Genomic DNA, 11,576 nt, shown 5'->3' on the forward strand with positions numbered 1-11,576 from the left:
AACCCCGATTCTCGCCCAACGGGGGCGCTCCCCGCACCCCCGGAACGTCATGGAATCAGGACAAACTGACGCCTGATCACGAACACCGCTAGGATGCGCCCATGGAAAACAAGCATCGCCCCAGACGCCTGCTGCGGTTCCTGGCCTATCTGCTGGCCTTTGTGCTGCTGTTGATGGGCAGCGGCCTGCTGCTCGGCGACCACCTCACCCCGAAGGCAGTCGGTGCGCCTTCACACGCCCTGCCGCTGCAGGCACAGCAGACCTTGATCGACCGCCAACTGCGACCGCTGCTGGCCGAACATCCGGGCAAAAGCGGCGCGGTTTACCTCTCCGACGGGCTCGAAGCCTACGCCGCACGCGCCATCATCACCCGCCAGGCCGGACGCAGCCTGGACCTGCAGTACTACATGTGGCACGACGACATGCTCGGCCACCTGCTCGCCCATGACGTCTACCAGGCCGCCGAACGCGGCGTGCGCGTGCGCCTGCTGCTGGATGACATGAATGCCGCCGGCCTGGACCCGCAGATGCTGGCGCTGGACAATCACCCCAACATCGAGATCCGCCTGTACAACCCATTCCGCAACCGCGATGGCCTGTGGCGCCTGCTCGAAATGGTGCAGCGGGTTTTCAGCATCAACCACCGCATGCACAACAAGGCATGGATCGCCGATGGCCGCGTCGCCATCGTCGGCGGCCGCAATATCGGCGCGGAATACTTCGATGCACGCCCGGACGTGAATTTCCGCGACCTCGACCTGCTGCTCGCCGGCCCGGTCGCCAGCGAAGCCAGCACGGTATTCGATGACTTCTGGAACAGCGACGCCGTGGTGCCGATTGCAGCCCTGCACTACAGCACCGACCAGCAGATGGCCAACTTCATCAGCCAGGCCGAGCTGGACGCCCGCCAACAGGAAGCCGGACCCTATCTGCAGCGCGTGCGAGCGCATTTCACCGATGCCTATCTCAGCAAGCAGTTGGACCTGCATTGGACCGACGGCGTGAGCATCCACTCCGATCCCCCTCGCAAGCCCAGTGGTGGCGACAGCAGCCAATGGCTGGTCACCCGGCTGGTAGAGGTACTGGGCAGCGCGAAACACAAGTCCTTGTTGATCTCGCCTTACTTCGTGCCCGGTGCGGTCGGCACCAAGGGCTTGATCCAGCAGGCCGAGAACGGCGTGCAGGTCGGCATCATCACCAACTCGCTGGCGGCCAACGACGTAGCCGCCGTGCACAGCGGCTACATGCATTACCGGCGCCCGTTGCTGGCTGGCGGCGTGCAGCTGTACGAACTCAAGGCCCGTGACCACATCGAGAAGGCATCCACCTTCGGCAGCAGCGGTGCAAGCCTGCATACCAAGGCCTTCGTCATTGATGATCGCCGCGGCTTCGTCGGTTCGTTCAACCTCGACCCGCGCTCGGCCTACCTCAATACCGAAATGGGCGCGCTGTTCGATGACCCGGTGCTGGCCGCGCGGTTGCAGCAGGAATACCTGCGCCTATCCAGTGCAGAGCTCAGCTACTGGGTCTATCTCAACAAGGACCACGAACTGCGCTGGCTGGACCGCAACAATACCCCTCCAATCAGCCTGCGTACCGAACCGGACACCAGCCTCATGCAGCGCACCAGCACGCGCATGATCAGCTGGCTGCCGTTGGAGTCGCAGCTCTGAACCACGCCATCGACACACTACGCGATATCCGCCCAACCGTAGCCCGAGCAAGCGCTGGGCACCAAGGCCGATGGCGGAAAGCCTGACAGATCACCAAGTCCTCGCCACCGGGGTGGGCTGCGCTTACCCGGGTTACGTTACTGGACCCGCGGTTGTATGCCATGTCGGATAGCAGCAACCGCATTGCGACCGACGGAGAGGCCGCCCCAGCCCGCGTCGCCCTCGCCTGGACACTTCATTCCTGCACGCCATCAGCCTGGTGCATGCGCTTCCATAGCCACATCGCCACATGCTCGGGTAGCTCCACGGCGAGCGCCGCGCAGGCATCTGCCTCGCTCATCAAACCCTGCGCATGCAGCATTGCCGCGCTGGCCGCAAGTTGACCAACCTGCAATGACCGCGCCAAACCTGTCGCTGCACCTGCATCCACCTGCTTGAGTGCCTGCACGATGGGCGCCGACAACTTCCAGTGTTCGGCAATCCGCACTGCGGTAGGTACCCGGCACCGCGCCAGCACTTCCAGCAGGGTTCCCGGCTCGCGCATGCGTAACGGCGGTTTGGCCAGCACGTCTGCGGCTGCCTGCATCGCCATGGCCGCACTAAGCCCCAGCAGCAAACCAGCCAACTGTGCCGCAAACCCGTCCTCGTGCTCGACACTGCGCGCATGATCGGCCGCAGCCAGTGACACCCGCAAGGTGTGCTCCCACAGCAGCCGTGCGAACTCTGCGTCCTCTCCCCTGGCCGACTCCATCACCGGCTGTACCAGCGCAGCGGAAATGATCTGGCGGATACCATCGTTGCCGATCAGGGTCACCGCCCGCTCAATGCTCTGCACGTCCTGCTGCTGCAGTCGATAGAGTGAACTGTTGGCGATGCGCAGCAGCGTGGCTGCCAATACCGCATCGCTACCGATGATGCGGGCGATTGAACGCGACGAGGCGGCGCTGTCATTGACGCTCTGGATCAGCTGCGGCAGCAGGTTCGGCCGCCGTGGCGTGTAGCGCGAAGACATGTCGGCACGACTCAATGCCGCCACCACATCATCAACCACCGCCCGCTGCACCCGCAGCTCATCGGCCCCTGCATCGGCGCTCCCTAGCGCAGCGAGCACAAATCGCCTCTGCAGATCTTCGGTGCAGACCAGCGGGCGGGCCTCGGACACGGCGCCGTCCTTCCCCGCAGCCGGAATCGAATACGCGCGTCGCTGCGGCTGCGCCGATTCGTCATTGCCGCGCAGCCAGAGCCAGACCAAGCCTCCGACCACAACCGCTGCAAGCACTGCCGAAATAATCACCATGAGAGAAACAGATAGGGTCCGCGCGGAGAACTGCCCTATATATCGGCTCGCAACCGACTTCCTTTAGCGCCCACCGCCGCCGCGAGTACAAGAATGAATAAAACAACACTGCCAAGCCCACTCCAGTTTCTACTCAAGCCCACCCCTTTTAAGACAAATCCCAAAGAAACCCGGCAATAACCAATTCTATATTCAACCGAACAGATTGGTTCTCATTCAAAACCATCAGGCGCCCACATTGCGCAGCCTTGGTCATTTACCGACCCAGCCATACCGATATTCCCCAGCACTACGCAGGATCACCAATACGCACCTCCAGCATCCAGCCCCCTGGGTTCCAGCACGCGCGCAATACGCAATACAAACGGGCGCCTTGTAACACGCAAAACAGGGCAGAACCTCTTGAATCAAGGCATATGAATGGCGATTTAGTTTCACCAGTCAAACCAATGCTGCCAGCCTCCGGGGCACACACCACCCACTTCGCAAATTCAAAGTAAATAAAACACGCCAAGTATCGAATCTGTGAATACCAGCACATGTAAACGGCCACTTTCCTTATTGCAGCCAAACCAGTGACTGCTATGTTGAATTGTAGTTTCTGTAATGAGATTTAGTTTCAAATATAAAACCTCACCCTCAACACCGATGAGCGGGCAGAACAACATGACGTGGAAAACTGTTTGTAATCAGTCGCAGGTACGCGACGAATATCCCTTCGCGACCAAGGTCGCTGGCAAGGAAATCGGCATATTCCTGGTGAATGGCGATTACTACGCCCTGGAAGATGTCTGCCCGCATGCCTATGCCCTGCTGAGTCAGGGATTCGTTGAAGACGGCAAGGTCGAATGCCCACTGCATGAGGCGGTGTTCGACATTCGCAGTGGCCGCTGCCTGCGCGAACCTGGCGGCCGTGACCTGCGCACTTATCCGTTGCGGATGCAGGGCGAGGACATACAGATCGATCTGTCCAGCATCGACGCGGGCCTGGAGCACGTCGCATGAGTATGCAACTCGACTTCAATCCGCAGCTCAAGCAGTGGCAGAAGCCGCTGCCTACCAATGATCCGGGCGCAGGCACCATCGAGCAGCCCGGCCGCTACGACAACATCGTCTGGCAGACCCGTACCCGTGCTGCCAACGAGCACGAACTGCGGCTCGTACACGCGCTTGAGCAAGCCTTCAGCAACGGTGCCAGCGAGGTCGCCGATCTGGTCCAGCAGCTCAACGAGTTAGGCGTTTACGACTCCGGCGGCAAAGCCTGGACCGAAGTCTCGTTCCATAAAGCCTTTGCCGCTCTGGGCTATTGATCCTGCACACGCAACGCATCCTGGGAGGGAGCATTGATGGCAAGCAAGACAGCGATTGAAGCGCACCTGCGCCGCGGCCTGCGCGAACTGTGGTACCCGGTCGTCGCGAGCTGGGAAGTATCCAATGCCCCGCTGGGCATCACCCGCCTGGGTGAAAACATCGTGCTGTGGCGCGATCACGGCGGCCGCGTGCATGCACTGGAAGATCGCTGCCCACACCGCGGCGCACGTTTATCGATGGGTTGGAACCTGGGCGAACGCATTGCCTGCTGGTATCACGGCGTCGAGGTCGATGGCAGCGGCACGGTCAGGGATGTACCCGCGGTGAGCGCCTGCCCGCTGGTAGGCAGCCAGTGCCTGCGCAGCTACCCGGTGCAGGAACGGCATGGCGCGATCTTCCTGTACTTCGCCCTCGATCCGCAGGCCGAGGTGCCACCGTTGCTCCTGCCTGAGGAACTGGAGGACGGCGCCCAGTACAGCAACTTCCTGTGCACCGCAGGCTGGCAGTGCGGCTACCAGTATGCGATCGACAATGTCATGGACCCGATGCACGGTGCCTACCTGCACGCGGCCTCACACTCCATGGCCGAAGGCGACCGCAGCGCCGAAATGCAGGTGGTTCCCACCAACACCGGCTTCATCTTCGAGAAAACCGGCCAGCGCGGCGTCAACTTCGACTGGGTCGAATTTGGTCACAGCGGCGCGTTCTGGCTGCGTCTATCCATCCCCTATCGAGCGCAGTTCGGGCCAGGTGGTCCGTTCTGGATCGTGGGCATGACCGTGCCCGTGGACGAGGCCAATTGCCGGGTCTTCTTCTGGCGGATCCGCAAGGTGCAGGGGTGGCAGCGCGATGTCTGGCGCTTCATGTACCGCACGCGCCTGGAGCAACTGCACTGGGACGTGCTGGAGCAGGATCGCTTGATTCTGGAGAACCTCGCTCCCGGGGCACGCAACCAGGAGTTCCTCTATGCGCATGATGCCGGGCTGACCCGGGTGCGCCGCGCAATGCAGAAGATGGCAGAGCGCCAGCTCGACCACCAGTCGGCGCTGGCACCCGCTGCAAACGAGGCAGCGCACGCATGAGCAAGGCTGTCGTCAAACACCTCTTGCTGGACGGACGCAAGGTACTGGTCACCGGCGCCGCACGCGGCTTGGGCCTGAGCTTCGCCTCGGCAATTGCCCGCGCCGGTGCGCGGGTAGTGGTGGCCGACGTACTGGATACCAGCGGCGCGCTGCAGCAGTTGCGCGCGGAAGGCGCGCAGGCTGATGCGGTGGCGATCGACCTCGCCGATCCCGCGTCCGTGGACGCCGCCGTCGCCGAGGCCGCGCGACTGATGGGTGGAATTGACGGCCTGGTCAACAACGCCGCCATTGCCACCGGCATAGGCGGGCCGTTGATGGACGAGCTGGCGACCGAGGTCTGGGATCGAACGCTGCAGGTCAATGTCCGTGGTACCTGGTTGGTCAGTCGCGCCGCCCTGCCCCATCTGCGTGCATCCGGCAACGGCAAGATCGTGATGCTCGCGTCCGATACCGCCCTATGGGGTGCACCGCGTCTGTTGGCCTATGTGGCAAGCAAGGGCGCCGTACTGGCAATGACCCGATCCATGGCGCGCGAGCTGGGTGCCGACGGCATCTGCGTCAACGCGATTGCGCCGGGCCTGACCCGCTGCGAGGCCACCGAGTACGTCCCGGCTGAACGTCACGCGCTGTACCAGAACGGCCGCAGCCTGCCACGCGCGCAGTTCCCGGCCGACATCGACGGCACGGTGCTGTACCTGCTTTCAAACCTCTCTGATTTCGTCACCGGGCAGACCCTGCCCGTCAACGGCGGCTTTGTTTTCAACTAGAAGGATGGCGGAAATGTTATCGCCCCAGGCAACATCGCTGAAAGAACAGAACCGCTACATGGTGCCGGCGCTGGAGAAGGGCCTGAACATGCTGCTGCTGTTTGGCCAGAACCGAGGTGAACTCAGCTTCACCCAGGTCTGCCAGCGCACTGGGCTACCCAAAGCCTCGGTGTACCGCACGGTGCAGACACTGGAACAGATGCGTTTCCTCACCCGCAATACCGCCAGCGGCGGCTATAGCTTGGGCATCAGCGTGTTGCGCCTCGGCTTTGACTATCTGTCATCGATGGACATCGTGCAGATCGGCCAGCCGGTGATACAGCGCCTGCGCGACACGAGCAGCTACTCCGCGCACCTGTGCGTGCTGGATGGGCGCGACATCGTGTACGTCGCGCGGGCAAGCGCGGTCGGCGAGATCGGTTCGGGCGTCGGCGTCGGCACCCGCCTTCCCGCGCACTGCACCGCCATCGGCCGGGTGTTGCTGATGTCCCTGCCAGAGCAGGAGGTAAGCACATTGTTCCCGGAGCCAAATTTTTCTTTCACCTCCGAGCAGGGCCCGAAGACACCGCAGGAACTGATCGACCTGCTTGGCACCGACAGCGCTCGCGGCCACGCCATCAGCGAGTCGTTCTATCAACCCGGCGTGTCATCGGTGGCCTATCCGCTACGTGATCGCGAAGGCAACGTACTGGCCTCGATCAGCGTAATGGTTCCGCGCTCGGTGCTGCCACCGGACCTGAAGCTGTCGTTGAGCATGCAGGTAAAGAAAGCCGCGCTCGAAATCGAGGGATTCCTGCACGCGTCCTAGCTGGATCGATGCTGGATCCAACCGATACCCATAGCTGTCGCCGTTTGCCTGTCACGCTGGCCTCACCGCCCCGTCACCACCCTTTGGAATGGTAGTCATGCAGATCATCGGTATTGAAGAATACGAGTTTGGAGTCGAGAACCTTGCGGACTGCGAGCGCTTCCTCAACGATTTCGGCCTGAGTCCAGTCGCCTCCGCGCGTTGCAGCAATGGCTGCCACAGCGTGGAAACACTGGACGGCTCACGGGTAACGCTCTACCCGCTGGACGATCCAAGGCTGCCCCAGGCCATCGAGCCTGGATCCACCCTGCGCAGGGTAACCTGGGGTGTCGCCTCCGCAACAGCCCTGCAGCACCTGGCCGAAGCATTGGTTGGGCAACCGGGCTACTCGCTTGATGCCGAAGGTGTCAGCTGTCGTGACCCCAATGGCATGACCCTGCAGTTCCGGCTCAGCACCCGACGTCCGGTGGAACTGCAACCCTCGCCACCGATCAACCAATGGGGGGATGTGCGGCGCGTGGATCAACCCAGCCCGGTATACGAGAGAGCAACGCCAATTGGCATCGGTCATGCGGTGTTCTTCGTCGATGAACTTGAGTCCGTGGAGCGTTTCTACCGCGAGAAACTTGGCTTCCAGGTCTCCGACCGCTATGTCGGCCGCGGCGTTTTCCTGCGCGTTTCCGCCCGCGCCGGCCACCATGACCTGTTCCTGCTGCACCGCCCGGGCAAGGCGCGCGGGCTCAATCATGTCGCCTTCACCGTGCGCGACATCCAGGAAGTCTTCGGCGGCGGACTGGCGATGAGCCGTGCTGGCTGGGCTACCTTCCTCGGCCCCGGCCGACACCCGATCTCCTCTGCTTACTTCTGGTATGTGCGCAGCCCAACCGGCGGCGCTTTCGAGTTCTACACCAATGAAGATCACCTGACCGAAGCGTGGACGCCACGCGAACTGCAACACTCGGTTGAATCATTCACCGAGTGGGCAGTCGAAGGCGGCATTGATGCCAACACCCGCCGCCAACTCCGCGCCAGGGAAGTGCCCGTCGCATGAACACTATTCGCGACATAGTCATCGTCGGCGGCGGCCAGGCAGCGGGTTGGGCAGCAAAGACGCTGCGGGACCTGGGCTATGCCCAGCGCCTGAGTGTGGTCGCCGATGAACCGCACGACTTCTACGAGCGCCCGCCGTTGTCCAAGGATGTGTTGAGCGGTGAGCGCGAGCCGGCGCAGTTGCGTCTGTTCCCACAGGACACGATTGACGCGCTGAACCTGCACTGGCACCGACCGCGTCGCGCTTGCGTCATCGAACGGCAGCCGCAGAACGTGATTCTGGATGACGGAACTTCACTGCCATACGACCGGCTCCTGCTTGCTACCGGCAGCCGCCCACGCCTGCCTGATCCCCAATGGGCGCAGCTTGAAGGCGTCGTCGTGCTACGCAGCGCAGATGATGCACTCCTGCTGCGCCAGCGCTTGCACAGCTGCCGGCGCATGGCCATCGTTGGTGGCGGCTGGATTGGACTGGAAGTTGCAGCGATGGCGCGTACGCGCAGCATCGAAGTCGTCATCTACGAGCGCGGAACACACTTGTGTGGTCGAAGCATAGGTGCGGACGTTGCCGAGCGTCTGGCCAGCCTGCATCGCGAGCAGGACATCACCTTGCGACTGCAATGCGGCGATCTGTCTCTCACGCAAACAATTCAGGGTGTGGAGGTGCGCACAGAAGCCGATGCACTTGTCTACGACACGGTACTGGTTGGCGCTGGCGCACAACTCAATACCGAGCTGGCACAGGCGGCTGGCCTGAAGGTCGACCACGGCATCGTCGTGGATGGCAGTGGCCGCACCAGCGATCCGGCCATCTACGCAGCAGGCGATGTTGCCCAGCATCCGGTACACGGGCTCTGCGTGCAGTCCTGGGCCAACGCGCAGAACCAGGGCATTGCCTCGGCCCGCGGCCTGTTGGGTCTGGACGCAAATTACGACGACGTTCCCTGGCTCTGGTCCGATCAGCACGGCATGAACATCCAGATCCTCGGCCTGCACTCGCAGCACAACATCAGCGTTCACCGCGCCAGCGCCGATGGCCGGGACATCTACTTCCAACTTGACAAGCAGAGTCGTCTGCAACACATGGTCGCCTTCAGCGACCCGCGCGCCATCAAGCTCGGGCGACGCTGGATGGCAACCTCACGCCCATTGAATGCCAGTGACCTGGCCAACCCGAACTATGACTTGATGACGTTGCGCTGACCGCGCGCCGCCGTCGAACAACACCTATTGACGTGCTCGCGCACAGCGGGCCCGGCAGCGCTTTGCCCAGCGATCAGCGCTGGGAGAACCCGGCACCCTCCGACGACGACATGCCGGCCACCGTTTGTTGAATGACATGGAGATCGACAATGAGTAAGCCAGACGTCGCTATACGCGCACAGAGCACCGTCAGTCTTGATGAGCGCATGCAGCCGCGTATCGCGCGCTACCAGAGCCGCAGCTATGACTGGGACGCATTGAAGTTCCAGGCCGATTTCGACCCCAAGTACCGGCGTGCACAGATGCGCTACATGGGTACCGGTGCAACCGGCGTTGGCGCGGACAACAACACCGTCCCTTCGGACAGCTTCACATTCTCGACGATGGTGCTCCCAGCCCAGTGCGAAGGTCCGCTGCACCTGCACGATGATGTCGAAGAGGTGTTTTTCATACTGCGTGGAAAGATCATGTTGACGCTGGAGGAAAACGGCGAACGCTTCGAAACCGAACTGACCGAGCGCGACCTCATCTCGATCCCGCCGGGCATCTACCGCGGCCTGTTCAACCACGGCCAGGAAGAAGCCCTGATGTGCGTGATGCTGGGCTCGCCCAAACCGCGCATACCGACCTATCCGGTGGATCACCCGCTGTCCAAGATCAAGCGCAACTGAGGCCAACAGCAATGTCAGCTAGCGCATCCCGTATCGCCTCGCCCAGCGAGTCGCTGCACTGGCAGCAACGCTGCCAGATCGTGGCAGGACGCAGAATCAGCTTTCGCGAATGCGGCAGTGGGCCCGCGGTGGTATTGCTGCATGGCATTGGTTCCGGCGCTGGATCATGGCAGCTGCTGTCGACGCTGCTGACGCAGCGTGTACGGGTCATTGCCTGGGATGCCCCAGGCTACGGCGATAGTGATGCCCTGGCCGAACCGCAGCCCAAGGCAAGCGACTATGCCAATGCTTTGCACGGTCTTGTGGATGCGCTTGGTCTGCACAGGTTCGTACTTGTCGGGCATTCGTTGGGAGCAATGATGGCAGCCGCCTATGCGGCCGCCCATCCGCAGCATGTGCATGTGCTGCTGCTTGCAGATCCCGCCCAAGGCTATGCCAATGCACCCGCGGCTGCACGCACGCGTGCGTGCAGTGAGCGGGTACAACTGCTGGCCAACTTGGGCCCTGAGGAGTACGCCTTGCAACGTGCCCCGGGTCTGTTGCGCCCGCATCCCGCCGCTGAAGCCCTGTCGGCCGTGCAGGACTCAATGCGGCGCCTGCGCCCAGCCGGCTTCGGGCAGGCCTGCGCAATGCTGGCTCACGATGACATCTGGCGTTATCTGACGAAGTGGTCCGGCACCACGCGTGTGGTCAGCGGTGACATGGACAAGATCACCCCACCGGCTGACGTCAGCGCTCTGGCACTACGCCTCAAGGCCCCATTGCGCTTGCTGCCGGGTGCCGGCCACGCCTGCTACCTGGACGCTCCTGCGTCCTTCGCCAAAACCGTGCTGGAAGCCGCGCGCGGCATACCCCTTGCCAAAGGAACACCATGAAATTCGAAGTCCAGGGACGCACTGCGGTAGTCACCGGCGGCTCATCCGGCATTGGACTGGAGACCGTCCGCCTGCTGCTGGCGCACAGTGCACGCGTGGCCTTCTGCGGCCGTGACGCGCAACGACTGACAGAGGCCGAAAGCAAGCTCCGCCGTGAGTATCCTGATGCCGAGCTGCTGGCCTACAGCGGCGATGTTCTCGACCGCGCCACCATGCACGACTTCGCCAATGCGGTGCATGCGCGCTTTGGCGGCACCGACATGCTGATCAATAACGCCGGCCAGGGCCGCGTAGCTTCGCTGGCCGAGACCGTCGAGGAGGATTGGCTTGACGAAACGCGGCTCAAGCTGTTCGGTGTCCTGCATCCATTGCAGGCCTTCCTACCGCAGCTGGAAGTCAGTGACTGCGCCTCGGTGACCTGCGTCAACTCGCTATTGGCACTGCAGCCGGAGCCGCACATGATTGCCACCTCCGCTGCCCGCGCCGCCTTGCTCAACCTCACCCATTCTCTGGCACAGGAGCTGATTGCCAAAAGAATCCGGGTCAACTCCATCCTGCTGGGCATGGTCGAGTCCGGCCAATGGCGGCGCCGCTATGAAAGCCGCAGTGACACCGATCTGGACTGGAACGACTGGACCGCTCGTATCGCCGCGCGACGCGGCATCCCCATGGGCCGCATGGGTCGCCCGCATGAGCCCGCGCGTGCCCTGCTTTTCCTGGCATCACCGCTGGCTTCCTACACCACCGGCAGCTGCATCGATGTGTCCGGTGGTTTCAACCGCCAGGTCTAAGCCGCCGTCAGCCGCGTGGCCCAAACCCAACAGCCTCGTTTCGTGATG

At 62.6% G+C, this 11,576-nt stretch carries 12 protein-coding genes; 11 read left to right on the top strand and 1 reads right to left on the bottom strand.

Annotated features, from left to right (window positions below):
* Positions 1-101: 101 nt before the first annotated feature.
* Complete coding sequence (locus tag AC1VWL_RS09740) at positions 102-1,673, top strand: phospholipase D family protein (RefSeq protein WP_482986537.1); 1,572 nt, start codon at positions 102-104, stop codon at positions 1,671-1,673.
* A gap of 235 nt (positions 1,674-1,908) precedes the next feature.
* On the opposite strand, the gene AC1VWL_RS09745 is transcribed toward AC1VWL_RS09740, so the two are convergent.
* Complete coding sequence (locus tag AC1VWL_RS09745; RefSeq protein WP_482986538.1) at positions 1,909-2,925, bottom strand: HDOD domain-containing protein; 1,017 nt, start codon at positions 2,923-2,925, stop codon at positions 1,909-1,911.
* Positions 2,926-3,636: 711 nt separating this feature from the next.
* Between AC1VWL_RS09745 and AC1VWL_RS09750 the strand changes: the two genes are divergently transcribed.
* The 10 genes from AC1VWL_RS09750 to AC1VWL_RS09795 all read left to right on the top strand — a co-directional run bounded on the left by AC1VWL_RS09750 (position 3,637) and on the right by AC1VWL_RS09795 (position 11,528).
* Positions 3,637-3,975 carry a non-heme iron oxygenase ferredoxin subunit gene (locus tag AC1VWL_RS09750; RefSeq protein ID WP_481534538.1) on the top strand — a complete coding sequence of 113 codons (339 nt, stop codon included), beginning with the start codon at positions 3,637-3,639 and terminating at the stop codon, positions 3,973-3,975.
* Positions 3,972-4,280: a recombinase-like helix-turn-helix domain-containing protein gene (locus tag AC1VWL_RS09755; protein ID WP_481534537.1), complete on the top strand. Its 309-nt coding sequence runs from the start codon at positions 3,972-3,974 to the stop codon at positions 4,278-4,280. Before AC1VWL_RS09750 ends, AC1VWL_RS09755 begins: the two co-directional genes overlap by 4 nt.
* 36 nt (positions 4,281-4,316) lie before the next feature.
* Positions 4,317-5,363: a Rieske 2Fe-2S domain-containing protein gene (locus AC1VWL_RS09760; protein WP_481534536.1), complete on the top strand. Its 1,047-nt coding sequence runs from the start codon at positions 4,317-4,319 to the stop codon at positions 5,361-5,363.
* Complete coding sequence (locus AC1VWL_RS09765) at positions 5,360-6,130, top strand: SDR family oxidoreductase (RefSeq protein ID WP_481534535.1); 771 nt, start codon at positions 5,360-5,362, stop codon at positions 6,128-6,130. The genes AC1VWL_RS09760 and AC1VWL_RS09765 overlap by 4 nt, the downstream gene beginning before the upstream one ends.
* Positions 6,131-6,143: 13 nt before the next feature.
* The gene (locus AC1VWL_RS09770) at positions 6,144-6,938 is read left to right on the top strand and encodes an IclR family transcriptional regulator (protein ID WP_482986539.1); all 795 of its coding nucleotides are present in this window, start codon (positions 6,144-6,146) and stop codon (positions 6,936-6,938) included.
* Between the two features lie 97 nt (positions 6,939-7,035).
* Entirely contained in the window at positions 7,036-7,989 is a 954-nt protein-coding gene (locus AC1VWL_RS09775; protein WP_482986540.1) for a VOC family protein, read from the top strand.
* Entirely contained in the window at positions 7,986-9,191 is a 1,206-nt protein-coding gene (locus AC1VWL_RS09780) for an NAD(P)/FAD-dependent oxidoreductase (protein ID WP_482986541.1), read from the top strand. The genes AC1VWL_RS09775 and AC1VWL_RS09780 overlap by 4 nt, the downstream gene beginning before the upstream one ends.
* A 149-nt stretch (positions 9,192-9,340) precedes the next feature.
* Entirely contained in the window at positions 9,341-9,862 is a 522-nt protein-coding gene (locus AC1VWL_RS09785; RefSeq protein WP_481534531.1) for a cupin domain-containing protein, read from the top strand.
* A gap of 11 nt (positions 9,863-9,873) precedes the next feature.
* On the top strand, positions 9,874-10,737 hold the full coding sequence (locus AC1VWL_RS09790) for an alpha/beta fold hydrolase (protein WP_482986542.1): 864 nt from the start codon (positions 9,874-9,876) through the stop codon (positions 10,735-10,737).
* On the top strand, positions 10,734-11,528 hold the full coding sequence (locus AC1VWL_RS09795; protein ID WP_482986543.1) for an SDR family oxidoreductase: 795 nt from the start codon (positions 10,734-10,736) through the stop codon (positions 11,526-11,528). The genes AC1VWL_RS09790 and AC1VWL_RS09795 overlap by 4 nt, the downstream gene beginning before the upstream one ends.
* Positions 11,529-11,576 lie beyond the last annotated feature (48 nt).

Source organism: Stenotrophomonas sp. STEN063 (assembly GCF_056854515.1).

Excerpts from the sequence above, each read along its gene's own strand:
- AC1VWL_RS09740 (WP_482986537.1), top strand. The coding sequence starts at position 102 with ATGGAAAACAAGCATCGCCCCAGACGCCTGCTGCGGTTCCTGGCCTAT.
- AC1VWL_RS09750 (WP_481534538.1), top strand. The coding sequence starts at position 3,637 with ATGACGTGGAAAACTGTTTGTAATCAGTCGCAGGTACGCGACGAATAT.
- AC1VWL_RS09755 (WP_481534537.1), top strand. The coding sequence starts at position 3,972 with ATGAGTATGCAACTCGACTTCAATCCGCAGCTCAAGCAGTGGCAGAAG.
- AC1VWL_RS09760 (WP_481534536.1), top strand. The coding sequence starts at position 4,317 with ATGGCAAGCAAGACAGCGATTGAAGCGCACCTGCGCCGCGGCCTGCGC.
- AC1VWL_RS09765 (WP_481534535.1), top strand. The coding sequence starts at position 5,360 with ATGAGCAAGGCTGTCGTCAAACACCTCTTGCTGGACGGACGCAAGGTA.
- AC1VWL_RS09770 (WP_482986539.1), top strand. The coding sequence starts at position 6,144 with ATGTTATCGCCCCAGGCAACATCGCTGAAAGAACAGAACCGCTACATG.
- AC1VWL_RS09775 (WP_482986540.1), top strand. The coding sequence starts at position 7,036 with ATGCAGATCATCGGTATTGAAGAATACGAGTTTGGAGTCGAGAACCTT.
- AC1VWL_RS09780 (WP_482986541.1), top strand. The coding sequence starts at position 7,986 with ATGAACACTATTCGCGACATAGTCATCGTCGGCGGCGGCCAGGCAGCG.
- AC1VWL_RS09785 (WP_481534531.1), top strand. The coding sequence starts at position 9,341 with ATGAGTAAGCCAGACGTCGCTATACGCGCACAGAGCACCGTCAGTCTT.
- AC1VWL_RS09790 (WP_482986542.1), top strand. The coding sequence starts at position 9,874 with ATGTCAGCTAGCGCATCCCGTATCGCCTCGCCCAGCGAGTCGCTGCAC.
- AC1VWL_RS09795 (WP_482986543.1), top strand. The coding sequence starts at position 10,734 with ATGAAATTCGAAGTCCAGGGACGCACTGCGGTAGTCACCGGCGGCTCA.